Origin of the sequence: Cryobacterium sp. Hh38 (assembly GCF_004403235.1) — a bacterium.
Taxonomy (GTDB): domain Bacteria; phylum Actinomycetota; class Actinomycetes; order Actinomycetales; family Microbacteriaceae; genus Cryobacterium; species Cryobacterium levicorallinum.
Genome location: NZ_SOHD01000028.1, coordinates 146,764 through 170,424 on the forward strand (window position 1 = coordinate 146,764; position 23,661 = coordinate 170,424).

Below are 23,661 nucleotides of genomic sequence, written 5' to 3' on the forward strand. Positions count from 1 at the left end.
AGGTGGCTCGTGAGCCACCATGCCGTGATCAACCCCGCTACAGGCGAGACCATCAAGACGTACCCCCAGATTTCGAGTGATGAACTCGCGCAGGTCATCGCAACGGCGGATGAGGCTCACTACGGTTGGTCTCGGAACTCTTCCGTCGACGAGCGAGCCGCACTCCTTCGGAAGGTCGGCGAATTGCATGAGGAACGCCGCGATCAACTGGCGGCCATAATCGTGCGCGAGATGGGCAAGCCCGTCGATGAAGCGCTCGGCGAGGTCGACTATGCCGCCAACATTTACCGGTACTACGCCGACAACGCGCAGGAATTTCTGAAGGACGAACCAATCACCTTGCTCGGCGGCGAGGGTTCCGCGTTCATGCGCTCCAGTTCTCTGGGTGTGCTCATTGGGGTCATGCCGTGGAATTTCCCGTACTACCAGGTTGCGCGCTTCGCTGCACCGAACCTCATGACGGGCAACACGATCATCCTCAAGCATGCGTCGCAGTGCCCGGAATCGGCTGCGGCGATTGAGCGAATCTTCCATGATGCAGGCTTCCCGGCTGGCGCCTACACGAACGTGTATGCCGACAGCGAGCAGGTTGCCACGGTCATCGCCGACCCGAGGGTACAGGGCGTCTCCCTTACCGGTTCGGAGGGCGCCGGCGCGGCCGTTGCTGAGGTAGCCGGTCGCCATCTCAAGAAAGTCGTGCTGGAACTTGGTGGGTCAGACCCCTTCATCCTGTTGAGCACCGACGACATGGCCGCGACAGTGGCTGCCGCTGTTGCCGGTCGCCTCCGCAATGGCGGGCAGGCCTGCGACGCCGCCAAGCGATTCATCGTGATCGATGAACTTTACGATGAGTTCACGGAGAAGTTCACCACCGCCATCCTGGCGAACTCACCCAGCGACCCGACCGTCCTCGGGGCAGACTACGGCCCCATCTCTTCCCTGGCTGCAGCCGAGCATCTTGAGGAGCAGGTAGAGCGCGCAGTCGCTCAGGGAGCGACCCTGGCGAGCACTGGCAAACGGTCTGGCACCTTCTACCCAGCGACGGTGCTCACCGACGTAACGCGAGACAACGACACGTACCACGAGGAGTTTTTCGGGCCCGTGGCATTCGTCTACCGGGCAGCCTCAGAAGATGAAGCTGTAGACCTCGCAAATGACACTCCTTTTGGGCTGGGCTCCTACTTGTTCACGACCGATCCCGAGCAGGCACTTCGGGTCGCCGACCGCATCGAAGCTGGCATGGTCTTCGTCAACCTCGTCGATGCCGGCGGCGCAGAGCTACCGTTCGGCGGAGTGAAAAGAAGCGGCTTCGGGCGCGAACTCGGCCGTTTCGGTGCTAATGAGTTCGTGAACAAGAAACTCATCCGCATCGGCTGACCTTTCGCCGAAATTCTTAGCCGACGCGGTAAACACCGTTCAGTTGCCGATACTGCCGTGTGCCCGACCCAAACGCGACCCGTCAGCTAGTAAGTCCGCACAATACTGCCGTCTTCGTACTCGAAGAAAATCTTTCCACCTTCTGGGCCAAACGGCATCGCTAGGCAACATTGATGCGTGAGCCACGCGAGATGGTGTCTACTACGTTGTGTGGTGCTTTGGCGCGTTTCCTAATGAATATTGGCTTCCAAGGGAGCCGGGGGCGGTGCGGCTAAAGGCCAGCCCTCGGAATCATGAATCGTGTCGTTCAGAGCCTTAGTTGGCGTGGTTGAGAGCCACCTGCAAGGCTCCTTCCACCACGTGAGGGCCACGTGGTGGAAGGAGTACCGATAATGGTACGGAAGATCAAGGCGAAGCTTGTCTTGCAGTTACGAAACCAAGGCTTGTCGGGCCGGGCGATCGCGTCGGGGCAGGGCATCGCACGCAATAGCGTCCAGGTGGTGCTCGAGGCGGCGGACCGACTCGGCGTCGGCTGGGCTGACGTCGAGGAGATGCCGGAAGCTGAGGTGTATTCGGCGTTGTTCCCGGGTCGCGGAGTACACGAATCCGTGTTCGCGCAGCCGGACTGGGGGCGGGTGCACACCGAACTGGCCCGGGTCGGAGTGACGTTGAAGTTGCTGCACCAGGAATACGTCGACGCATCCGGTCCGGCCCAGGCTGTGATGAGTTATGACCGGTTCTGCCGGCTTTATGGCGACTACTCCGCTGTCTCGGGTGCGACGTCCCGCGTTGGCCACAAGGCTGGCCGCAGCATCGAGGTTGACTGGTCTGGGCCGACGATGCAGCTGTTGGATCCGACGACGGGCGAGATCTCGAAGGTGTATTTGTTCGTCGCGTGCCTGCCGTTCAGCCGGTATGCGTTCGTGGAAGCCACGTTGGATATGCGGCAGGAGTCGTGGCTGCGCGCCCACACGGCGATGAACGCTTTCTTCGGTGGCAGCGTGCCACGCCTGGTGCCGGACAATTTGAAGACGGGGGTGATCTCCCACCCGCGCGAGGGCGAGGTTGTGCTCAACGACGCCTACCGGGAGATGGCGGCGCACTATTCGGCAGCGGTGTTGCCGGGCCGCGTTCGGGCGCCGAAGGATTATCGCGGGGATCTTGTTATCCCGAGTTCTCGCCCCTTGGGCAGTGTTCAAGCGGTCGTGGGCTGGTATTCCTCGGGATAACTATTTGAGTCCAGCGAGCCTGAGGATGAGGTCGTCACTTCCTTTCCAAATGGGCGCGAGGTCAGGCGTGACGCTGGCTGCTTTCTGGATTGCTTCACGGACCATCTGGCTGTCGGCCGACGCATAGATGCTGGTCGTGGCGATGTTGGCGTGGCCGAGGAATTCCTTGATGTGCGGCAACGGCACGCCAGCGCGTAGCATCTGCATCGCGCGAGCGTGCCGAAGCTGATGAGCATGGATCCGCTCGGGAAGCTCGGGACAATGCGCTCGCGCTGCCGCGGCATGTTTGTTCAGCAGGTAGGCAATATTGTCCTGGCTCATCTGGTGGTGTTGGCCGGCACGAACCGTATAGAAAAACGATGCTCCTGGTGCGGGCGTGCCGGGGTGGAACTCGTTCACGTACTGATCGAGGTGACGCCCGGTCTTGTCCATGATCGGCACCGTTCTGGTCTTTGTTCCTTTCCCCGTCAGCGTCACACGGCCAGCGCCGGGGGTCGTATCGATGTCTGCAGGCGTCAAATCCAGGATTTCCTGAACACGGGCGGCGGCATCAAAGATGAGCAAGATGATGGTCGTGTCTCGCAAACCCCGGCGGGTGTCTTGTCTTGGCGCTCGGATCAGCGCGTCAACGGCAGGCATCGTCAACCCGTCGGGCGCATGGGCCACGGCCCTGACCGGCCGGACGAGCTTGACGTCCAGCCAGATCGCGACGAGTGCCGGATCCTCGCCGGCGCAGTAGGACAGGAACGACTTGATCGCCGCCAGTCGCTGGTTGGCTGAGGAGGGCTCCATGTGCTTGACATCGAGCAGCCAGGTGGTGAACCCGGTGATCGTGGAGCGGTTGATGCCATCGAAAGTGATTCCGTCCAGCTCAAGGTGTTGTGTTTCGCGAAGGTAGTCCAGCAGTGCATTCAGCGCGGCTTTGTAGGAGCGAATCGTGTGCGGGCTGAGCCGACGTGCGCGGGGAAGATGGATGGTCAGCCACGTGCGCACCAGTCGGAAGAACTCATCGGAAGTCATGAGAAGCCTCCAGCAGAGTGGATTCAATATCGGTGTTGGCGAGCCGGCGCAGGTCGGGGTGGAAATCTGCGGCGAGGTGGAAGTAGTACCAGGTGTCCTCGGTGTTGTTATGCCCGAGGTGCAGACTCAGGTAGGCGACGAGTGCTTCCGGATCACGGCCGGCGAGCACCCACCGGTTGATGTTCTCTATGACGTGCGCGTGTCTCAGGTCATAGGGGCGCGGGGCTGAGCCAGTGCTGGCCACGACGGCTGGCCCGGCCGCGGCCAAGAGCTCGTGAAACCAGCAGTTCAGTGTTGACGGGCTGTAGAAGTTTCCCCATTGGTTGGGGAAGAAGGCGGTCCGGTCGGGGTGATAGGCGCTGATTGCGGCGTCGTAACTTCGGCAGTACTCGTGCAGATCGGGTGACATGAACACGATCCGGTCCTTGTGCCCTTTGGACTCACGAATGCTGACGGTGCCCCGTTTCAGATCGACGTCGTTCCGGTGCAGATTCTTGGCTTCGCCGGGCCGTAGCCCCAGGCAGTAGATCATTCGGCATATCGCGGGGATGAGCAGCTGGCGTTGACCACCAAAGGGCGAGGCCGGAATCTGGTCGGCCGCATCAAAGAGAGCTCGCAATTGCTCGTGCGAGAAGATGTGCGGGCTGTAGTGGATCTGTCGGCCCGGGATTCCCGACGGGATGACATATGCGGTGACGCCGACACTGCTCATGTGTTTGGCGAGCTGTCTGACGGGGGTGATCCGTCTCATCTGGCCGTTGACGTGTTCGCCGGGCCGAGCAGTAACCCAGCTCATCGCCATTTCCCGTGTCAGCGTGCTCTGGCCGCGATAATCACGAGCACACAGTGCGTCAAACGCACGCAGATGCCGTTCGGACTGAACGTAGGGCAGCCCCAGAGCGTGCTTGACGTCGAGCAGGACTTGGACGTGAACGCCGAGCTCACTGACGAAACCGGTCATGGTCGTGCCGTCCTCGGCTCGATGCCGGCGAAGTCGAGGCAGCAGTCGCGCAGGTGCGTGTCGTCGGCGGCGAGATAGTGCTTGGCCGAGGCGATCCCTCGGTGGCCGAGTGCACCGGAGATCACCGGCAGGCTCGTGTCGTCCTCGAGCATTCTGGTCGCGAAAGAGGCTCGCAACACTCGAAAGCCGTGACCTGTGCCGTTTCGCGGAGAAGTCGTGGTGCGGGCGAACGCGGCTGCGGCCACGTTATATAAGCCGGACGAGGGAGACAGCCCGACGTAGGGGGCCTGGGACCGCAGGAACACATGCTCGTCGGCGACCCCGTCAGGCCTCCCGTGAAGGAGATAGTCCGCGATCGCTTTACCGACGTCAGCCAGGAGAGGCAATATCAGCAGGGCCCCCGTCTTGTGTTGAGCGAGCGTGATCTGTCCCTGGGCCCAGTCGATGTCCTGCAGACGCAGGCCAGAGATGTCGACAGGGCGCAGACCAGTCCTCGCCGCTAACAGCAGCATCGCTTTGTCTCGACGGCCTTGCGGCGTGGCCGTGTTCGTCGAGTTCGTCAGTGCCTCAACGTCGCCACCCGGCAGCACATCCGCGAACAGGACGCGCCTTGAAACTTGCCGAGGGACTGCCCGAGCCAGGCCCGTGCAGCGGCCGGATTCCTCCAGAAAGCGGCACAACACCCGCACCGCCGTCACCGCGGTTCTCATGCTGCCGGGCTTGTAGCGTCCGCCGAGGAAGATCACCGCCGCCGCGATATCGGAGCCAGCGAGGGCACGAGCGCTTGTCACACCTCGTTCCGGCAGCCACGCGAGAATCGTGCGGCTCACCGTGGCATAGAGCTCCCTCGTGTCGCCGGCGAGGCGCTGGCCTTCCAGCCACGACTCGAACTCTTCTTGGACGGGACGAAAGACCGCATCGAGCGCATCATTCGGATGCCTCCGAAAAGACAGCGCCCAACGGTAGGACCCCGTCCGGGCCACCTCCACGAGCACCAAAGTCGACTTGCGCAGGAGCTTGCGCTTCCACTCCTTCATCTGGCCGTCCCGGCACTTTGTGGCCACGACCTGCAGATAGGCAGCCACGACCTCATCCGTGAAAGTTGCCACGGCCTGCTCGGAACAGAACCTCGCGAATTGCGACCAGGCCCACCGATACTGCATCCGCGTCGAGGGCGCCTGCCCCAGCCCGCTCATGGCAGTCTCCGCCTGCAAGATCAACTCGCCTATGGACATATTCATTTCTTGCTCACCTCCGTTGGGAAATTCAACTGAGATGAGTTAACTCAAACCGGCATACGTTATCCCGAGGAATACCAGCCCACGACCGCTTGAACACTGCCCAAGGGGCGAGAACTCGGGATAACAAGATCCCCGCGATAATCCTTCTTATCCCGAATTCGGGATAAAAAAGACAAGGCGAGCGTCGAGAACACGGTTTCTCATGTCGCGACGTGGGTCATCGCTGGGCTCCGGCAGGAGCAGTTCACGTCGCTGCCGCAGTTGCGGGTCCGGATCGGTGAGCAGATCGATGCTTACAACCGGCAGCCGTTCCAGAGAAGGGACGGGTCCAGGCTGAGCGTCTTCACGACCGAGGAGAAGCCGCTGATGCAACCGCTGCCAGCGGCCCCGTTCGAGATCAGCACGTGGTCCTACAAACGCAAAGTGAATAAGAACTCACACGTGGTCTGGGCGAGGAACTTCTACTCCGTCCCCTTCAGCCATATCGGCGGCTACGTTGACCTTCGCATCACGGACACGATGCTGGAGGTCTATCGCAACGACGAGCGCCTGACCAGTCACCTGCTGCTGCCGGCCAGCACGACAAACCAGTATCAGACCAACGACGCGGACCTGCCCGAAGGGCGCAGCTTCCAAGCCTGGGACCGGGCCCGGATCGAGGAATGGGCGGCGCGGATGGGACCATCGGCCGTGACGGTAATCGGGAAGATATTCGAAGCCGCCTCCATCGAGGAAGCCGGCTACGACCCCGCCCTGGCGGTGCTTCGACTGTCGCGCCGGTTCTCTCCGACCCGGGTCGAGGCCGCCTGCGCGCTGGCATTGCAGGGGCCGATCCGCTCTCCGTGGTATGCGCACCTGCGGCCGATCCTGGACACCGGGCAAGACAAAACCGGCCGCGTCCCCGACAAACCGGAAACTGACGATGGCGGATACGTGAGAGGCAGCGACTACTACGCCGGAGGAGTCCGATGAGCCGGCTCGATACCGAGACCAAACGCAAGTTGCGGGAGATGAACGCCGGCGAGCTGCTGGAGGCGATCGACACCCAAGACGAAACCCTCAGCATCAGCTTGTCGTTTGAAGAGCGGGTCCGGCTGGTCGTCGATGACGCCTACTCCACCTTCACGCACTCCAAGGTCTCCGGGCTGATTCGGCGGGCGGGGCTGCGCTATCCCAATGCGGATCTGCGCAGCATCGACCTGCTCGACGAACGCGGCCTGAATCGGCAACTGCTAACCCAGCTCGGCACATGCTCGTTCGTGAATCGGCAGCAGAACGTCGTCTTTCAGGGGTTCACCGGGTCGGGGAAGTCGTATCTGGGCTGCGCGATCGCTAAACGCGCCTGCGAACATCGCATCCGCGCCCACTACGTCCGGATGCCCGACCTCGAGGAGGCCTGGGTCGCTGCCCAAGACACTCCTGGCGGCGCCGGGAAGTTCCTCCGCAAATACGCCTCGTTCACCCTCCTCGTCATTGATGAGTGGCTGCTCGATCGCCCGACCGAATCGATGCGAACAATGCTGCTGGAGCTGATGGAACGCCGTTACGGGGAGAGCGCAACGGTGTTCTGCACCCAGTATCAGCAGAAGGACTGGCACCAGCGCCTCGGCTCCGGTGTTCACGCCGACGCGATCATGGACCGCATCATCCACAACACCATCTGGGTTGAGACCGGCACCTACAACATGAGGGAGCGAACAGCCCTCACCACCGCCTAACAACCCGCGAAGAGAGCCAGTGGCCCCCAGCCGCACCACCACTGGCTCTCTTCGGCACGAACGGTGGCTCTGAACCGCACGATCGGGTGGCTCTCAAGGGATCAAATACTCACTCTGGGCCCAGGGCCTTTCAAGTGGAAGTGGTTGCGGCAGGCGGAGTTAAGTCGTCTCGACTCCATGGTCTATATCTGCTGGCGAACCTAGCCGGTCGCCCGAGTCCGCAGAAATTCTTCAATCCTGCATCGTCCAAAGGACTTATTCGCTGATATGCTCATCTTACGAACTTTTGTACGCTATCCGAACACATAAGGACACTGTGGTTTCAAAAATTGTGGATCACGTTGACGACTCCGTTGCTGATATTCCCGACGGCGCAACTGTCATGATTGGCGGTTTCGGACGGGCCGGCCAGCCTGTCGAACTCCTTGATGGTCTCATCCGCCATGGGGCCCGCGATCTCACGATCGTTAGTAACAACGCAGGCAACGGCGAAGTCGGCTTGGCTCTTCTTATCAAGGTCGGGCACGTGCGCAAGATGATCTGTTCCTTCCCTCGCCAAGTCGACTCACACATCTTTGACGAGGCCTACCGGGCCGGCAAGATCGATTTGGAGGTCGTGCCGCAAGGCAATCTTGCAGAGCGCATTCGCGCCGCTGGCGCGGGTATCGGCGGATTCTTCACGCCAACCGGCTACGGCACTCTGCTGGCGGAAGGCAAAGAGAGTCGCATTATTGACGGCCGGGGTTATGTCTTCGAGTCACCCCTTCATGCGGACTTCGCCTTGATCAAGGCCCACAAGGCCGACCGTTGGGGCAACCTCGTGTACCGCAAGACAGCGCGCAATTTTGGTCCGATCATGGCAACTGCCGCCGTCACGACCATTGTGCAGGTTGGCCAAATAGTTCCGCTCGGCACGATCGACCCGGAACATGTCATCACACCCGGCATATTTGTCAACAGGGTCGTGCAGATCCCAAGCGGTGCCAGCTCATGAGCACCAGGAGCGGAGAGAGCACATTTGCGACACAGGGAGCACTAACGCGGACCGACATGGCCCGGCACGTCGCCGCCGACATTCCCGATGGCGCGTATGTCAACCTTGGAATAGGCCTACCAACCAGCGTCGCCAACTTCCTCACGCCTCAGCAGGAGGTGATCCTTCACACCGAAAATGGCATGCTTGGCATGGGGTCCGAGGCCCACGGGAATGAAATTGACCTTGACCTTCTAAACGCGGGCAAGATTCCTGTCACCGAACTCGCCGGTGCCAGCTACTTCCATCACGCGGATTCCTTTGGCATGATGCGCGGCGGACATCTCGACATCGCCGTACTTGGCGCATTTCAAGTCTCTGCGCAAGGTGACCTCGCTAACTGGCACACGGGTGAGTCCGGCTCCATTCCCGCCGTCGGGGGCGCCATGGACCTCGCTGTCGGCGCCAAGAAGGTCTTCGTCATGATGGAACTCACGACAAAGTCAGGTCAGTCCAAGCTCGTCGAATCGCTCAGCTACCCGGTCACCGGGCTTCGCTGCGTCACTCGGATTTATACCGAGGTCGCCTTTTTTGATGTATTCCAAGACACGGGACTTGCCGTGACGAAACTCTTTGGCAGCGTCACCGTAGCGTCGTTGCGCGAACTCACGACGCTCCCGATCATCGACGCCACCCATCAGGACTCACGTTCAACTCACACCGAAAGATAATCATGGTACGCGACAGCTATATCTACGATTACGTCCGCACACCCTTCGGCCGCTACGGCCAGTCACTTGCAGACACTCGACCGGATGACCTTGCCGCCTTGGTTCTCGGCGAACTCGCCCGCCGACACCCTGAACTCTCTTTGGAGGCGATCGACGATGTAATTTTGGGCGCAGCTAACGGCGCTGGCGAAGATAACCGCAACGTGGCACGGATGGGGTCCCTCCTTGCCGGATTCCCCACATCCGTCCCCGGCACCACAGTAAACCGTCTGTGCGGTTCAGGCATGGAAGCCACAATTCAGGCCAGTCGCGCGATCGAATCGGGCGACGCGCGCGTAGTACTCAGTGGCGGAGTCGAGTCCATGTCACGCGCCCCTTGGGTGATGCAGAAGCCTCGGAAAGGATTCCCCGCTGCCGACGCGATCTTGCATTCGACAACCATCGGCTGGCGAATGTCCAACCCCGCGATGGACCCCCATTGGACTGTCCCCCTCGGCGAGACTGCGGAAATCTTGGCCGACCGCTATGGAATCAGCCGCGACGAGCAAGACGAATTCGCCGTACGCAGCCACCAACGGGCCACCGCTGCCTGGACCAACGGAACTTTCCGCAAACAGATCGTTGCGGTTCCCGGCACGGTGCTCAGCGTCGATGAAGGCATCCGACCTAACACCACACTCGACACGCTCCGTGGCCTGAAACCAGTCTTCAAGATTGGTGGGTCCGTAACCGCGGGCAATTCCAGCCCACTCACTGACGGTGCTGCCGCGCTTCTCATCGCCGGCGAGGATGCCGACTTGGGTGACCCGATCGCCCGCATCGTGTCCCGAGGAGTCGCCGCGAACGATCCCGACATCTTCGGCATCGCCCCGGTGAAAGCCGCAAACAGGGCCCTCGCGCGCGCCGGACTGACGTGGGCTGACGTTGACTTCGTTGAACTGAACGAGGCTTTCGCCGCTCAAGCGCTCTCCTGCATTCGTCTTTGGGACGGGCTGGACCCCGACAAATTGAATGTCGACGGCGGCGCGATCGCCATGGGCCACCCACTCGGGGCATCCGGCGCCCGCATTATTGGCCAACTCGCTCGTAAACTCGAGGCGAATGGCGGTGGAATCGGCGTCGCCGCTATTTGCATCGGCGTCGGCCAGGGACTGGCGGTCGTGCTCGAACGCTAGGCTTCTGAAAATGAATGAGACGTCCGCCCCCGACACCAGCCCTGACTTCGTTCAATCGCTGGCCCGGGGACTCGCGGTTATCGCTGCCTTCTCCGCCGAACGCCCGCGGATGACGCTCACCGAAGTCGCCGCCGTCACGAATCTGACCCGGGCGACGGCGCGACGTTTCCTGCTCACCCTGGAACACCTCGGCTACGTCCGGTCAGATACAAAGCAATTCTCACTCACCCCACGTGTACTCGAACTGGGCTTCAGCTACCTTTCGGCCTTGGGTTTGCCCGACGTCATCGCCCCGCGTTTGCAGGAATTGAGTGCCCAGCTGCACGAGTCGGCCTCTGCCGCCGTCCTCGACGGCGGCGACATCATGTACATTGCAAGGTCCGCCAGCCGCAAGATTATGCAGGTGCAGATTACCGTTGGCACCCGCTTCCCCGCGTACGCCACAGCGATGGGACGCGTCCTCCTCGCCGCTTTGCCCTCTACAGAAGCCACCACCCTGATCCAGGCCAGCTCGCCGCGCGCACTGACCCCTCACACCAAAACCTCCCTAACTGACCTTCAGGCATCTTTAGAGGAAGCCCGCCGTGCAGGCTACTCGTTGGTCGACGAGGAACTCGAGCTCGGTCTCCGTTCACTCGCGATGCCGATCCACGATTCCCACGGAAATGTCCTTGCGGCTGTCAACGTGTCGACGGTTGCGAGGGACCCAATCGCAGTCACACTGGCCGCACTGCTCCCTGGCCTGAGTGCAACGGCGCGACTTGTCACCGCCGACCTCTCGGCGACGGGGACCACCTCGCCCGTCTGACCGTATTACAGGCCCGTGGGCTAATATGGTGAAGTGTCCGGCGCTTCGCCAACATGCAACTCGTCGACATTGAAGGTCACAATATGCCTGACCCCAGGATCATTGCACAGCGCGCCGCCCCCCTTCGCCAGCAAGTAGTCGAAATCCTGCGTCAAGACATCCTCGACAACATCATGCATCCCGGCGATCGCCTCCTCGAAAACACCCTGTGCGAACGCTACGGAGTCTCCCGCACGGTCATCCGGGAGGCCCTGAGGCAGCTTGAATCCGAGAGCCTCATTACAATGCTGCCGAACCGCGGACCGATTGTGACGATTCTGTCAGCTCGGGACATCGAATCTCTCTATGAGGTGCGCGCCAGTCTCGAGGGGTTGGCTGGGGAACTCTTCGCCCGCAATGCTCACGCGGAACAGGTAGGGCATCTCGTCGAGCATCTTGTGCTCATGGAAACGACCTATCTGGCGGGCGATCTACGTACCCGGGGAGAATCGAAGGACGAGTTCTACCGAATCCTGCTCGGCGGCGGGGGAAATGAAGTACTCTCCGCATCATTGAAGGGCATCCACACTCGTATCGGCATCTTCCGGCACTACGCGTTTCTGGACAGCGAGCGGGTTAACGTCTCAATGCAAGAACTGCGCGGAATCGTTCAGTCCGCCGCCGTCGACCGGGATCCGGCTGTCGCGCGCCAACGCTGTGAGGAACACATCCGTTTAGCGGGCGCACTCGCCGTGCTCGAATACCAGGCGCGAGTGGACCCCACGGCCGATGCGGCGCACCTCTCATAGACGGAAGGGTACCTTGGGCGCAGGCCGCCGTACTTCCGGCACGTCCTCGAAGTGGGTTTTGAGCCTCATGAGGGCTTCATCACGCCATCGAACACGACTTGCCCACTCGTCCAACGGCAGTATTGAGCGGCGCTGTGCCGTGACAACCTGAATCAAGTCAGGCGTCCACGGATCGGCCTGGCCCCGCGATGAGCCCATGCGTTCGTAGGCCGGGCCCATCTTCGCTGCATGCGATTCGATCCCGCCCCGAGTATTCAGGTCCACCGTTTCAAACGGACCGATCACGCTCCATCGGCGGCCGAGGCCGCTGCGCATGACCTCGTCAATGTCCTCGACCGAGGCCACGCCGTCCCGAACGAGGCAATATGCTTCGCGAAGCACGGCGCCCTGCAACCGATTGAACAGAAACCCCTCAATCTCCTTCCGCACAAGAACAGGCTTAAGCCCGGCAGCATGATAGATCTCCGTCGCCCGCTCGACGGTCTCCCTGGCAGTGTATTCCGATGGAACAAGCTCGATAACCGGAATTAGATATGGCGGATTTCCTGGATGGGCGATGAGCACTCGCTCACGCGCGGGAGTCGCCGAGGCGAACTCGCTGGAGACGATCGCCGAACTCGAGCTCGCCAGCACGGCATACGTCTCGCTGTAGGCCCCGAGCTGCTGGAAAACTTCGCGCTTGATGTCGAGGCGCTCCGGCACACATTCCTGAACGAGTTCCGCCCCACGCAGCGCATCGAACAAGATCTCGTGAAAACTCACCCGCTGCGAAACGTCATCGACCGGCTCCGAGATCAGCCCGTGTTCATTGAGAAGGGCCAGACGGTCACTCAGGTCATCACGAGCGCGGTCAAACGCCTCGGGTAGCGCGTCCCAGACCCGAACGGAAAAGCCGGCCGAGGCGAACAACACGGCGAAGGCCACTCCGATCGAGCCGGCCCCGGCAATAGCGACTGTCCGACTCATCGCGCTAAATCCTCCACCAAGAACGGTCGTCGGCATAGCCGCGCTCGAGGATCGCGACGATGTTTTCTTTAGTTAGCGGGCGCGGATTATTAGCCGTCAACCGCGATGCCAGCAGTGCCTGGTCTGCGACATATTCGAAATCCTCCGGCTTCAAGCCGAGTTCCCTGAGGTTCAGCGGCACACCTAGCGCGGCAAGAATCTGTTCCACCCGTACGATCGCCGCCTGAGCCTGTTCGAGTTCCGTCTCAGACTCGGTCGCCACACCGAGAATGCGCCCAATTTCCGCGAATTCAGCCTGTCTCACCGGCAAGTTGTACCGCATCAAGTACGGAAGAAGTGCGCCAACGCCGAATCCGTGCGGCGTGTGGGTCAGGTTTCCGATCGGAGACTGAATTGCGTGGATGCCAGCGGTCCCGGCCGTATTCAGCGCCATCCCACCACAGAAAGCCGCCAGCATTGTGTCGGATCGGGCCTGCAGGTCACTGGGGTCCGCAACGATGCGTTCAAGAGAGGTTGCGAGAAGGGAGAGCCCGTGGCGGCAGTAGATGTCGGTGAGTACGTTCTTACCCACGTACAGGTGGGCCGCGAGTTCCTCTGGGGACGGATTCTTGGAGCGGTCGGTGAAAGTCTCGATCAGGTGTGAGAGAGCATCCGCGCCCGTTGCCGCGGTGAGGCCGGGAGGACAGGTGAGTGTGAGTTCCGGGTCGACAACCGCCGCGACCGGCTCGAGATGGGCGCTGGCCACCCCGATCTTCATACCCTTGTCGGCGTCGAAGACCACGGCAATGCACGAGACCTCGGCCCCCGTACCCCCGGTAGTCGGCACGGTAACGACGGGCAGGCCGGGTCCATCGACGAGGTTCTCCCCGTAGTAGTCCCGCACATCGCCTCCACGGGACAGAAGCAGGCCTGCCACCTTGGCCATATCAAGACAGCTACCACCGCCAAGCCCGACGATGACCTCAATCCCTGCAGAGGCGAACTTCTCCTGGAGGTCGAGCACGTTGCTGCGCGGCAGGTCAGGTTCCACGCTGGAAAAGACGTGGACGGTCAACCCACGGGATTCCAGCGATTGAACGACCTCCCGAAACTCAGCCGTCGTCGCCATTCGCTCGTCCGTGCAGATCAACACCGACGTGCCCAGGGGCTCAACGATAAAGGGAATCTGGCGGCGCTGACCGGGGCCGAAAAACACCGACCGAGGTTGGCGAAGCAGGCCGAGGCCGAGCTGGTTGTCAATGCTGGGAACAGTCATTAGAGCAGTCCTGCCTTCTCGTCGATGGTGAGCGCAACGTATTTGCGCTCCATGAATTCGTAGATTCCGTCGTGTCCGCCTTCTCGGCCCAGTCCGGAGGCCTTGATTCCACCGAACGGTGCGGCGGGGTCAGCCATGATGCCCCGGTTCACCCCGACCATTCCGAAGTCGAGGCGTTCAGCGATGGTGACCGCCCGGGAGAGATCACCCGTGAATAGGTAGGCTGCCAGTCCGTAATGAGTGTCGTTGGCGAAGGCCAGGGCCTCGGACACGGAATTTACCGTGTACAAGGCCGCCACCGGCGCGAAGAGTTCCTCGTTGCAAAACGCGTGCTTGTGCGTGGGGAAGGCTAGGACGGTCGGTTCGAAGAAGAACCCGGCACCCTCGATCACGCTTCCACCGGTGAGCACAGTCGCCCCGATTTCCTGAAAGGACTTCACGAGGCCGACGACGCGGTCCAGCTGGCGTTGGGAGATGACCGGGCCAACCTCGACCTTCGAGTCGAAGCCATCGCCGACCGTAAGTTCGCGGGCTCGTGCGACGAACTTGCGGGTGAACTCGTCGGCGATAGACCTGTGGAGGATGATCCGATTCGCGGCGACACAGGCCTGACCGGCATTTCGAAATTTGCAGATAATGGCCTGATCGACCGCCAGATCGACGTCAGCATCATCAAGGACGATGAATGGCCCGTCGCCCCCCAGCTCCATGGACGAGTTGACGACGTGCTCGGAGGCCTGCTTGAGCAGGGTCGAACCGACACCGGTCGAACCGGTGAAGCTCACCTTGCGGAGCCTGGAGTCTGCCATGACCGCAGTCGAAATCTTGGCCGAGGTGCTGGTGTGAATAAGGTTGACGACACCGGCCGGGAACCCCGCATCGTGCAGGGTCTGCACGAACAGTGCCGCCGTCAGGGGCGTTTCGCGGGCGGACTTCATGATGACGGTACAGCCGGCTGCCAATGCCGCTCCGGCTTTGCGGGCCGACATGAGCAGGGGAAAATTCCACGGGGTTACCAAAAGGCTGGGCCCGACGGGCTGATGGGTCTCGATAATTCGGTAGCCTCCGGGCGACCCCTCCTGATATGTGCCGTGCAGGTGGGCGACCTGTTCCGCGTACCAGAGAAAGAATCCTGCAGAGAGAACGAACTCGCCCTGAGCTTCTGCCCGAGGCTTTCCACTTTCTAAAACCATCACATCGGCGAAGGCATCGGCACGCTCGGTCAGCAGCGCGTAGGCCCGGTGAAACAGGTCTGCCCGGCGGCGGGGCGACCATAGGCGCCATCCAGAAGAGACGGCGACCGCTGCGTCCAGCGCAGCCAATGCGTGCTCAGCGGTTCCGTCGGCCATCTCGGCGATAACAGTGGCGTCCGCAGGGTTCGTGACAGTGAAACTCGAGTCGGTCGCTCGCCAGTCTCCATCAATGAACAGCCCGGTGGGAACGAGGTGGCCCCGAAGGTTCACCCGCGTCTCGGTGTCAACGTGCAGGTTCATGTTCCGATTCTCCTTTGATCCGTGTATGCACAATTGGCCCTTCGGGAACTGTGTTTCCGCCGACTTTTCGTGCAAATAGGGTATTCTCGTAATACGGTACTACAGAAATTGGTGCTACTTTCGTGTCTATATAGGTTCTTTGCTCGCCGATAGCATAAAATTCGCCTCACTACCCGTCGGCTTGCCATGCCGACTGAAATTGCCAGACATCCCCATTGGAGTGGAATCGTGACATCGAACTTTGACGCGAACTTGACCCAGTCGATCAAGGAGAATTTCCTCGGTTCGACAGTTCCCCAAGAAATCCGGAACATCGGTCTCGTCGAGTCTTGGCAACGCTCCCAAGCGGCGCTTGGCGCCCCGGCAAACGTTGGACCGGTGCCGCACGTGCCGGAGGCTCTCCTCGACGAGCACCTCCTCGACATGCTCGGGGCGCCCATGAACAGGTTCGCCGAAGATCTGGAGGGAACCGGCTTGGCACTTCTTCTGGCCGATTCCCGCGGCCAGATTCTGCAGCGCTGGTGTGAGGATCGCCAATCTCGTTCGCACCTTGATCGGGTCGGCACGGTTCGTGGTGCGGTCCTTGCCGAGAACGTGGTCGGCACGAATGGAGTGGGGACCGTTGTTGCGACCGGGTCGAGCGTTCAGATCCGAGGTACCGAGCATTTTGCCGACATGTATCAGGACGCGGTGTGCACCGGAGCTCCCGTTCTGCACCCAATCACACGCAAGTTGCTTGCAGTCATCACCCTCTCCTGCGATATGACACCCCGCAGCGATCTGCTCAAACCGCTGGTGAAATCTCTGACCGCACAGTTGGAACAGCACCTCATGTCGGTTGAGCAACCGGGGGCCAGGGAGATGTTCAGCGTCTTCTTGGATCTGTCCCGTAAACAAAACTCCCCCGTCGTCGCTTTCGGGCCTCAGGGAGCCCTTATTCAAAGCTCGACGGCCCATCAACTGAATGCTCATGATATGAACCTGCTTCGCTCACTGGGCCAAGAGGACCGTCCCAGCGGGCGATACCTCGTCGAACTGTCCTCGGGTCCTACCCATCTCGACCTCACAATGGTTGGACAGGGAAACAACGTCGTGGTCGTCGGTGCGCCGGCTGCTCGCAAAACCCCCACTCGCCCCACAAATCCGGCACCGCGAATGGCCGGGCGTTCGCCGGAATGGTTAGCCGTTGTAAACCACATTGACAAGCTCCGGTCGCTCAAGACTCCGGTGATTCTCGTCGGTGAGACCGGGGTGGGGAAGACGTCATTAGCCCTCGGAATCCCGTATAAGGCAGGGACCGTGCCAGGCTCGATCACGCTCATTGATGCAGCCGAACGCCACATCGTCGGAACTCGCCAGTGGCTCGGCCGTGTGATTGAGGCGACACAGGCGCGAACCGAAATCGTTATTCGCGGCATTGAGACCCTAGACAAACCAGCACTCGATGGGCTGCGGTCACTCATCGACACGCGACAGCCTACGGCGCCGCTCCTCCTGACCCTGACCGCTGACTCCCCCACCGACGCCGAGCAGTTCGAGCGCCGATTCGACGTGAAGAGCGTCTGGATTCCCCCGCTACGAGACCGAACTGATGACCTTCCTGAGCTCTGGCGCACGTTGGCAGAGGCGGTAGCTCCCAGCGCCAAATTGGAGCTCACGGACAGGACGAAGGAGTTGCTGCGCGCGTATTCGTGGCCCGGCAACGTCAAAGAGCTGCGGCAACTTATCATCGGGCTAGCGTCCCGGGGAAAGTCGGGCGCTATCCAGCCCACCGACCTCCCGACTCCCATGCAGAGCGCTAAGACGCTGACACTCATTGAGCGCATGGAACTCGAGGCCATTCGCAAGGCCCTCCAACAGGCATCCGGTAACCGGGTGAAAGCAGCGGACATCTTGGGCATTTCCCGCGCCACGGTGTATCGGAAGATGAAGGCATACCGACTCGGCACCGAGTAAAGGTTGCACGCCACCGTCATCATCGTCTGGAACCTGCCGGTTCGACTTCGACCGCGGCCGAGCTGCGAGGTCTGGGCGACCGTGCAGAGCGCGACGCTCTCGCCCGGGCCAGAGCCGGCACGAGTTCGCGAAGGAGAACAACCGACAGAAGCACGCCGGCCTGAGCCAGGAGCTGAAGTGGTTCAGGCCAGCCGAGGGCACGCAGAAGCTGGCCCAATTGGGTGAGGAACAGAGCCGCGATTCCGGTCGAGACGAGGGCGGCACGTCCACCGGTCAGCGCCGTGCCCCCCAGCACGACAGCCGTCACCGTGGGCAACAGATAGCTCTCCCCGAAAAACAACGGCGGCGTCGACACGTATCCGGTGTAAAGAACCGCCGCGATTCCGTAGGCGACACCCGCGAAGCCGTACGCGAGCATTTGGTAGCTTCCCACCCGGATGCCCACCGCAGCCGCGGCCTTCTCACTGACGCCCACCGCAGTGAGGCGGCGACCGATGGTAGACCGCTGAGTAATGAATCCGGCGAGTGCAACGACGACGATCGCGACCAGCAAGGCATTGGGCACTCCAGCGAATTTATCGCTAGCGAAATCAGCCAGCAGTGCCGGCGCACCAGATGGAGTGCCATTCGACAGCCCGAAGACGGTTCCTAGGAGCACCGCGTTCATGCCCAGCGTCACAACCAACGGCATGACGCCGAAGCGGGTCACCAAGATGCCATTGGCAAGCCCCACCCCACCAGGCAGAACAATTGCCGCGATGATGGCCGCCCACACAGGCCAGCCGTAATTCTGGGGAAGGCTCGAGACGAGGACTGCGCCGAAAGCCATCATGCCCGGAACTGACAAGTCCAGACCTCGCTGCTGGATGACCAGAGTCTGGCCGACGGCCGCGATCCCCAGAACTGCAGCGAAGGGCAGCATTCCCACTACCGGAGCCGCGTCGAGGCTGCCTGGAGCCACAATAGGGCTGAGCAGGAACAGTGCGATCGTTGCGATCCAGATGGCACCAGAACCGCCAGAGAGCAATCGCTTCCAACGAACGTCCATTCTCATGTCGACAGGGCTAGTCATGAGGTCTTCCTTACTCGGCGAAGTTGTGCGTACAAAACGGCCGCTCCGACGGTGATTAGTCCGGGCAACCAATAGCCCCAGGCACCAGAGAGACCGAGGAAGGCAGGGATGCCGAGGATCTGGGCAACCAAGAACCCGGCGGCGATGATTCCAATGAAGGAACCCCTTCCACCGAAAATGCTTGCACCCGCCAGGACGATGACGGTGATCGAAGACAGCGTGAACGGCAGGCTGGGCCGACCGTCCCCAATACCGATTTGCGCCATCAGGAGGACCGCCGTCGGCATCACCAAGAAGGAGGTGAAGAGATAAGAGAGCAGCTGAACCCGGCGCGCATTGATGCCCAGGCTCTCGGCGGCGTCCTTACGTGAGCCGACCGCACGAAGTTCCACGCCCCAGCGGCTGCGACGCAGAGCCCATTCGAGAAGTAGAGCAACGGTAACCGCAACGATCGTGACGACAGGAACGAAGCCGACGCGCGCGAACACGACGTCGGTGACGTCAGTCGTGATAATTCCGCCCGGCGTCGTCCTCAGCATCAGGAAGGCCCCTTGCAGCCCAAGAGCGATGGCCAGCGTAACGACGACGGGGCTCAAATTGAACCGCGTCACGAGGAACCCGTTGATGAAGCCAACGGCCAGTGCCGCCGCAATCATCAGGCCAAGTCCCACGACGATATTTCCTCCATCGATGACGAAAAAGGATGCCAGCACAACGAGGAACCCCATCAGCGGACCGACTGAGAGGTCAAAGCCTGATCCCAGGACGACAATCTGTTGGGCCGCCCCAATCAGGATCAAGGGGGCAGCCAAGAACAACAGATTGTTGAGGCTGAAGGCCGAGAAGTAGGCGCCGTTACTGCTCCCGACGACCAGTGCCAGAAGTAGAATCACCACCCCCAATACTGCGGCCGGGGAGTGGTCACCGCGCAACCAACTGCGGAACCGCCCTGAGCGTGATGCTGACGCCTCTGCCCGCTGCCTCATGGTCGTCGAGGTCAGCGCGGCCCGGGCAATTTCGGCCTCGGTGACCTTGTCGCCCTCGAGTTCGGCGATGAGCTCTCCCCGGGACATAATGAAGACCCGGTCGCACAGCCCTTCCAGCTCGACACCGTCCGAGGAGAGAATGACTACGGCGGCACCGTCGTCGGCGGCGTCGCGAAGAATCCGGTAAATATCCACCCTCGCGCCGGCGTCAACGCCCTGAGTGGGCTCCTCAGCCAGCAAGACCCTCGGCTCGGCGAGCAGGGTGCGGGCCAGCACAGCCTTCTGCTGGTTTCCGCCGGATAGGGAAGCAATCGCCGTGCGCGAGGACGGAGTCTTGATCGACAGGTTATTGATCTGCTCGTTGGCGACCTGCGCGATGCGCTTCTCGCTGATGATGCCCGCCCTAGATACCGAGCCCAACGTCTTCATGACGATGTTCTCGCCGACGGTGAGGGGCATGAAAACGCCTTCCCCATGCCGGTCCGACGGCACGTAGACAATTCCGGCACGCGCCGCCGCAGCATTGCTTCCCAGTCGCACGGACCGGTCGGTGACGTGGATTTCTCCGCTGGCCGGCTCGATGCCGGCGAGAGCACGGATGAGTTCGGCCTGTCCGTTGCCCTGCACTCCGGCGATACCCACGATTTCGCCGGCTTTGACGGCGAAGGAAATGTCGTGGAAGTGATTTCCCCGCAGGCCATCCACCTTGAGCCGGTCTTCGGTTCGGATCGCGCCTGACTCTCCACCCTTGGGCGGGAAAACGGTTTCGAGGGCCCGTCCAATGACCAATTCGATGATCTGTTGTTCGTCGACGTCCTCAGCTTGAAAGGTTCCCCGCACCTGGCCATCACGTAAAACCGTGATGCGGTCCGAGATCTCCTTGACCTCCGGAATACGGTGCGAAATGTAGACGACAGCAGCCGAACCGGCAACAACCTCCCGCACTCGGCGGAACAATCGCTGCACCTCGTCGCTGCTGAGATGTTCGGTGGGTTCATCGAGGATCAGTACCTGGGGTTTGAGGGCCAGGGCTTTAGCAATTTCGACGATGAATCGTTGCTCGACGGACAGGTCCTCTACCCGGGAACGGGCGTCGATTCCCATTTGCCATGGGTCCAGGTGGGCCTGCGCCCAGGCAGGGGCCCTTTTGAAACCGCCGGCGAGTGCATAGCCCACGCCGATGGCCATGTTCTCGGCAACGGTTAAGTGAGGAAGCAACGCCGGGTCTTGCCGCACAATGCCAAGGCCAAGCTTTCGTGCTTCGTCTGGGGATGCGCTGGTCATCAGCTGGCCGACGATCTCCACGGTTCCAGCATTGGGTTCCAGCGCTCCCGATGCGACCGCCATCAGCGTGGACTTGCCGGCGCCGTTCTCGCCGACCAGAGCGTGCACCTCTCCGGCGACGACCTCCAGATCCACGTTAGTCAAGGCGCGGACACCGGTGAAGGTCTTGACAATCCCGCTGAGCTTGAGCACGACGGTGCCGGCTTTCAGAACCTTTTCCGGGGAGAGCGATAGCAACTGCGTTGGGGGATGTTCTTCGATAGTCATGATTTCAATCCGTCCTACTGAGCGAGGTATCCGCCGTCGATGATGAGTTCTGATCCGGTCATGAATCGGGACTCATCACTTGCGAGGAAGAGGGCACCGTAAGCAATCTCTTCGGGCAGGCCGGCACGTCCCATGGGGGTTTGGCCGATAACGAACTCGTTGACGTCATCCGCCTGAGCGTCCGTCAACGGTGTCGCGATGAATCCGGGATGCAGGGAGTTCACGCGGATTCCGTGCGTCGCGTGGGTGATGGCAGCATTCTTCGACATCGTTCGAACAGCGCCCTTTGTGGCGTGGTATGCGTGAGCCCCTGCCACAGCGGCATTCCCCCAGATCGAAGAGACATTGATGATAGAACCGGCGCACTGTTGCACCATATGCGGGATGACCTCTCGCATGCCGAGCCACACTCCGGTTTGGTTGACGGCGATGACGCGTTCCCACGCGGCCATGGTCAGCTCGAGGAGTGGCTCGTAGGCGATAATCCCAGCATTGTTCACGAGCACGTCGACCCGACCGTGCCGGGCCACGACGTCTGAGACAATTTCGGCCCACCGACGTTCGTCAGCGACGTCCTGCTGAAAAAACTCGACGCCGGACGGGAGGTCCGAATGCTCGGATTGGCTGGTGGCGATGACGGTTGCGCCTTCGCTGAGGAAGAGGTCGGCCGTAGCGCGGCCGATACCGCGTCCGGCACCCGTCACAATGGCGACTTTGCCCTGCAAACGATTCATGTCTGTCTCCGTTCAGGAATTTTCGACGAGTGAGATGAGCTTCGCCGTCGAAGTAGGTGGGTGGCTCAAGGCCGGTGCCGGAGGAACATTGTTCCTCCGGCACCGGCGGAGTTAATTCTTGCTATTTGAAGAGGTCGGTCAGATCCTGAACCGACAGGCCCGACGAGATGATGGCGTCATTCGGGAGCTCCTTTTCGCAAACGGGCATCATGTCAGGGTTGGTGGAGTCCTCAATGATGCCGAGGTTGTAAGTCGACGGCTCGGTGTTCTCGACTCCGTTGAACGCGGCGAGTCCCTTATGCAGGGCCGGGATAGCTACCCAGTTGCGAGATGATTCCGTGGCGATCTGGAACGTAGGCTGGGTATCCTTGTACTCGTAATACAGGCAGGCGAAAGAGTTGGAGTCGTTGGCAGACCACGGTGGTACCGGCTGGTTTGCGTCGACGAACGCCTCGACGCCACCGACGGAACCTCCACCGTAATCAGCTACGATTCCGTCGATCTGACCGAACTTGGTGATCAAGCCAGCAAAGACCTGTTTTGTCTTGCCTGGCTCCCAGCCAGTGTCGACGGGTACGTCACCCATTTCGGTGTTGAGCAAAGTGATGCCAGGGTTTTCGGCGACGGACTTCTTTACCCCCTCATACACTGCGGCGGAGTAGGGATTACCCGCCTGTCCGCCCGACATGACGAGGTTGCCCTTGCCACCCATCTGAGCGATCGTCCAGTCGGCCAGACCCTTGCCGTAGGTGAGGACGTCTTCGGAGACACAGTCGACATAGTCTGTCCCTGGCTCGCCCCCGGGGCAGGCAATGATCGGCACGAACTTCACGCCGGCCTCTGTGGCTTTCCGAATGGTGGGCAGGAGAGCCTCTCCGCCATCAGTGAAGGAGACGATCACATTGACCCCCTGTGCAACGAGGGCATTGATGTCAGAGATGGCTTTCTGCGTGTCAGCTTGGGCATCCGTGTAGATGACGTCAGTGATATTGGAGCATTTCGCGGCCTCGGCCTCGAAAATAGCTCGGGTGATCTTGCGCCACGAGTTGCCGCCGAAGCCGTCGGCATAAGCAACCTTGATGGGTTTAGTTCCACAGAATTGGGAAATATCCAGAACCTGGTCTTGGGTGCCGGCGAGGCCGATCTCCTGAACCACAGCGGCGCTGTCAGTGGACCCGCCCGCAGGGGATCCCGTCGAACAGCCGGTGAGGACCAGTACGCTCGCTGCAACAAGTGCGGCGAGCGAGAGCGTGGTCTTTGCGAACATGGCAACTCTTTCTCTTGGTGTTAAGGAATCCGAGAGTGCACACCGAAGTGTGACTGTCCCTCTCGGTAGGGGCCTATGGCCAACCCGGACCCGCGAATTCGCATCCGCAGGTCACGAATCATTGATCAAAAATCGTCGTCTCTGACGAAAGTTGAGCCATAGGTTCCGAAGGGAAGAAAGGAAATCCCACACACCCCAGATTGCATTTCCGGCGGTGGTGGCACCCAGGTTTCCCCGGGTGATTCTCATGTTCACATTCATTTCCGTCACTTTTTGGGTCAGCTTGAAATCACGGTGCATCAAATTGAGACGACGCTGTCACGGGTCAAAATCACGAGGCAGTCTGAGTGCGTTGGGAAT

At 61.0% G+C, this 23,661-nt stretch carries 19 protein-coding genes and 1 pseudogene; 10 read left to right on the top strand and 10 right to left on the bottom strand.

The window, feature by feature from the left end:
* Window positions 1-9 precede the first annotated feature (9 nt).
* Together E3T41_RS10300 and istA are read left to right on the top strand one after the other, a co-directional pair.
* Window positions 10-1,377 (top strand): NAD-dependent succinate-semialdehyde dehydrogenase, encoded by a 1,368-nt coding sequence (locus E3T41_RS10300; RefSeq protein ID WP_166791538.1) that lies wholly within the window; start codon window positions 10-12, stop codon window positions 1,375-1,377.
* A gap of 392 nt (window positions 1,378-1,769) precedes the next feature.
* Window positions 1,770-2,525: pseudogene (gene istA / locus E3T41_RS10305) on the top strand (IS21 family transposase); the annotation flags it as partial.
* Window positions 2,526-2,606: 81 nt separating this feature from the next.
* Here istA and E3T41_RS10310 read toward each other — a convergent pair.
* Genes E3T41_RS10310 through E3T41_RS10320 form a run of 3 tightly spaced genes read right to left on the bottom strand, consistent with a single transcriptional unit; the run spans window position 2,607 to window position 5,672 of the window.
* Entirely contained in the window at window positions 2,607-3,626 is a 1,020-nt protein-coding gene (locus E3T41_RS10310; RefSeq protein ID WP_134478444.1) for a tyrosine-type recombinase/integrase, read from the bottom strand.
* The gene (locus E3T41_RS10315; RefSeq protein WP_134478446.1) at window positions 3,613-4,587 is read right to left on the bottom strand and encodes a tyrosine-type recombinase/integrase; all 975 of its coding nucleotides are present in this window, start codon (window positions 4,585-4,587) and stop codon (window positions 3,613-3,615) included. Before E3T41_RS10315 ends, E3T41_RS10310 begins: the two co-directional genes overlap by 14 nt.
* A complete protein-coding gene (locus E3T41_RS10320) occupies window positions 4,584-5,672 on the bottom strand; it encodes a tyrosine-type recombinase/integrase (RefSeq protein WP_166791539.1) in 1,089 nt (362 codons plus the stop codon). Before E3T41_RS10320 ends, E3T41_RS10315 begins: the two co-directional genes overlap by 4 nt.
* A 417-nt stretch (window positions 5,673-6,089) precedes the next feature.
* Between E3T41_RS10320 and E3T41_RS10325 the strand changes: the two genes are divergently transcribed.
* From E3T41_RS10325 to E3T41_RS10355, 7 genes are all read left to right on the top strand, one after another.
* Complete coding sequence (locus tag E3T41_RS10325; protein ID WP_134478450.1) at window positions 6,090-6,800, top strand: hypothetical protein; 711 nt, start codon at window positions 6,090-6,092, stop codon at window positions 6,798-6,800.
* Window positions 6,797-7,546, top strand: coding sequence for an ATP-binding protein (locus E3T41_RS10330; RefSeq protein WP_134478452.1), 750 nt, complete (start codon window positions 6,797-6,799; stop codon window positions 7,544-7,546). The genes E3T41_RS10325 and E3T41_RS10330 overlap by 4 nt, the downstream gene beginning before the upstream one ends.
* A 331-nt stretch (window positions 7,547-7,877) precedes the next feature.
* A complete protein-coding gene (locus E3T41_RS10335; RefSeq protein ID WP_241991118.1) occupies window positions 7,878-8,540 on the top strand; it encodes a 3-oxoacid CoA-transferase subunit A in 663 nt (220 codons plus the stop codon).
* A gap of 56 nt (window positions 8,541-8,596) precedes the next feature.
* On the top strand, window positions 8,597-9,250 hold the full coding sequence (locus E3T41_RS10340; RefSeq protein ID WP_370257475.1) for a 3-oxoacid CoA-transferase subunit B: 654 nt from the start codon (window positions 8,597-8,599) through the stop codon (window positions 9,248-9,250).
* A 2-nt stretch (window positions 9,251-9,252) separates the two neighbouring features.
* The gene (locus E3T41_RS10345) at window positions 9,253-10,425 is read left to right on the top strand and encodes a thiolase family protein (RefSeq protein WP_134478456.1); all 1,173 of its coding nucleotides are present in this window, start codon (window positions 9,253-9,255) and stop codon (window positions 10,423-10,425) included.
* A gap of 10 nt (window positions 10,426-10,435) precedes the next feature.
* Window positions 10,436-11,233, top strand: coding sequence for an IclR family transcriptional regulator C-terminal domain-containing protein (locus E3T41_RS10350; RefSeq protein ID WP_134478458.1), 798 nt, complete (start codon window positions 10,436-10,438; stop codon window positions 11,231-11,233).
* 83 nt (window positions 11,234-11,316) lie between these two features.
* Window positions 11,317-12,021 carry a GntR family transcriptional regulator gene (locus E3T41_RS10355; protein WP_134478459.1) on the top strand — a complete coding sequence of 235 codons (705 nt, stop codon included), beginning with the start codon at window positions 11,317-11,319 and terminating at the stop codon, window positions 12,019-12,021.
* On the opposite strand, the gene E3T41_RS10360 is transcribed toward E3T41_RS10355, so the two are convergent.
* From E3T41_RS10360 to E3T41_RS10370, 3 genes are read right to left on the bottom strand one after another with little or no spacing between them, the layout of a single operon-like run.
* Window positions 12,016-13,023 carry a 3-hydroxyacyl-CoA dehydrogenase gene (locus E3T41_RS10360; protein ID WP_370257477.1) on the bottom strand — a complete coding sequence of 336 codons (1,008 nt, stop codon included), beginning with the start codon at window positions 13,021-13,023 and terminating at the stop codon, window positions 12,016-12,018. The two genes, E3T41_RS10355 and E3T41_RS10360, sit on opposite strands and share 6 nt — an antisense overlap.
* Window positions 12,992-14,242: an iron-containing alcohol dehydrogenase gene (locus E3T41_RS10365; RefSeq protein ID WP_134478463.1), complete on the bottom strand. Its 1,251-nt coding sequence runs from the start codon at window positions 14,240-14,242 to the stop codon at window positions 12,992-12,994. The genes E3T41_RS10360 and E3T41_RS10365 overlap by 32 nt, the downstream gene beginning before the upstream one ends.
* Entirely contained in the window at window positions 14,242-15,735 is a 1,494-nt protein-coding gene (locus E3T41_RS10370) for an NAD-dependent succinate-semialdehyde dehydrogenase (protein WP_134478465.1), read from the bottom strand. The genes E3T41_RS10365 and E3T41_RS10370 overlap by 1 nt, the downstream gene beginning before the upstream one ends.
* Window positions 15,736-15,963: 228 nt before the next feature.
* On the opposite strand from E3T41_RS10370, the gene E3T41_RS10375 reads away from it, so the two are divergent.
* Complete coding sequence (locus E3T41_RS10375; RefSeq protein WP_166791540.1) at window positions 15,964-17,691, top strand: sigma-54-dependent Fis family transcriptional regulator; 1,728 nt, start codon at window positions 15,964-15,966, stop codon at window positions 17,689-17,691.
* A gap of 19 nt (window positions 17,692-17,710) precedes the next feature.
* On the opposite strand, the gene E3T41_RS10380 is transcribed toward E3T41_RS10375, so the two are convergent.
* The 4 genes from E3T41_RS10380 to E3T41_RS10395 all read right to left on the bottom strand — a co-directional run bounded on the left by E3T41_RS10380 (window position 17,711) and on the right by E3T41_RS10395 (window position 23,301).
* Window positions 17,711-18,763, bottom strand: coding sequence for an ABC transporter permease (locus E3T41_RS10380; RefSeq protein WP_134478469.1), 1,053 nt, complete (start codon window positions 18,761-18,763; stop codon window positions 17,711-17,713).
* Window positions 18,760-21,300: an ATP-binding cassette domain-containing protein gene (locus tag E3T41_RS10385; protein ID WP_134478471.1), complete on the bottom strand. Its 2,541-nt coding sequence runs from the start codon at window positions 21,298-21,300 to the stop codon at window positions 18,760-18,762. Before E3T41_RS10385 ends, E3T41_RS10380 begins: the two co-directional genes overlap by 4 nt.
* A 14-nt stretch (window positions 21,301-21,314) precedes the next feature.
* Window positions 21,315-22,034: an SDR family NAD(P)-dependent oxidoreductase gene (locus tag E3T41_RS10390; protein ID WP_134478473.1), complete on the bottom strand. Its 720-nt coding sequence runs from the start codon at window positions 22,032-22,034 to the stop codon at window positions 21,315-21,317.
* 121 nt (window positions 22,035-22,155) lie between these two features.
* On the bottom strand, window positions 22,156-23,301 hold the full coding sequence (locus E3T41_RS10395) for a substrate-binding domain-containing protein (protein ID WP_134478475.1): 1,146 nt from the start codon (window positions 23,299-23,301) through the stop codon (window positions 22,156-22,158).
* Window positions 23,302-23,661: the final 360 nt, after the last annotated feature.

What these genes read in the sequence shown, in the direction of transcription:
- E3T41_RS10315 (WP_134478446.1), bottom strand. Translation starts at nt 4,587, where the DNA reads ATGACCGGTTTCGTCAGTGAGCTCGGCGTTCACGTCCAAGTCCTGCTC.
- E3T41_RS10365 (WP_134478463.1), bottom strand. Translation starts at nt 14,242, where the DNA reads ATGACTGTTCCCAGCATTGACAACCAGCTCGGCCTCGGCCTGCTTCGC.
- E3T41_RS10340 (WP_370257475.1), top strand. Translation starts at nt 8,597, where the DNA reads ATGGCCCGGCACGTCGCCGCCGACATTCCCGATGGCGCGTATGTCAAC.
- E3T41_RS10390 (WP_134478473.1), bottom strand. Translation starts at nt 22,034, where the DNA reads ATGAATCGTTTGCAGGGCAAAGTCGCCATTGTGACGGGTGCCGGACGC.
- E3T41_RS10355 (WP_134478459.1), top strand. Translation starts at nt 11,317, where the DNA reads ATGCCTGACCCCAGGATCATTGCACAGCGCGCCGCCCCCCTTCGCCAG.
- E3T41_RS10380 (WP_134478469.1), bottom strand. Translation starts at nt 18,763, where the DNA reads ATGACTAGCCCTGTCGACATGAGAATGGACGTTCGTTGGAAGCGATTG.
- E3T41_RS10330 (WP_134478452.1), top strand. Translation starts at nt 6,797, where the DNA reads ATGAGCCGGCTCGATACCGAGACCAAACGCAAGTTGCGGGAGATGAAC.
- E3T41_RS10385 (WP_134478471.1), bottom strand. Translation starts at nt 21,300, where the DNA reads ATGACTATCGAAGAACATCCCCCAACGCAGTTGCTATCGCTCTCCCCG.
- E3T41_RS10345 (WP_134478456.1), top strand. Translation starts at nt 9,253, where the DNA reads ATGGTACGCGACAGCTATATCTACGATTACGTCCGCACACCCTTCGGC.
- E3T41_RS10370 (WP_134478465.1), bottom strand. Translation starts at nt 15,735, where the DNA reads ATGAACCTGCACGTTGACACCGAGACGCGGGTGAACCTTCGGGGCCAC.
- E3T41_RS10350 (WP_134478458.1), top strand. Translation starts at nt 10,436, where the DNA reads ATGAATGAGACGTCCGCCCCCGACACCAGCCCTGACTTCGTTCAATCG.
- E3T41_RS10360 (WP_370257477.1), bottom strand. Translation starts at nt 13,023, where the DNA reads ATGCCGACGACCGTTCTTGGTGGAGGATTTAGCGCGATGAGTCGGACA.
- E3T41_RS10310 (WP_134478444.1), bottom strand. Translation starts at nt 3,626, where the DNA reads ATGACTTCCGATGAGTTCTTCCGACTGGTGCGCACGTGGCTGACCATC.
- E3T41_RS10395 (WP_134478475.1), bottom strand. Translation starts at nt 23,301, where the DNA reads ATGTTCGCAAAGACCACGCTCTCGCTCGCCGCACTTGTTGCAGCGAGC.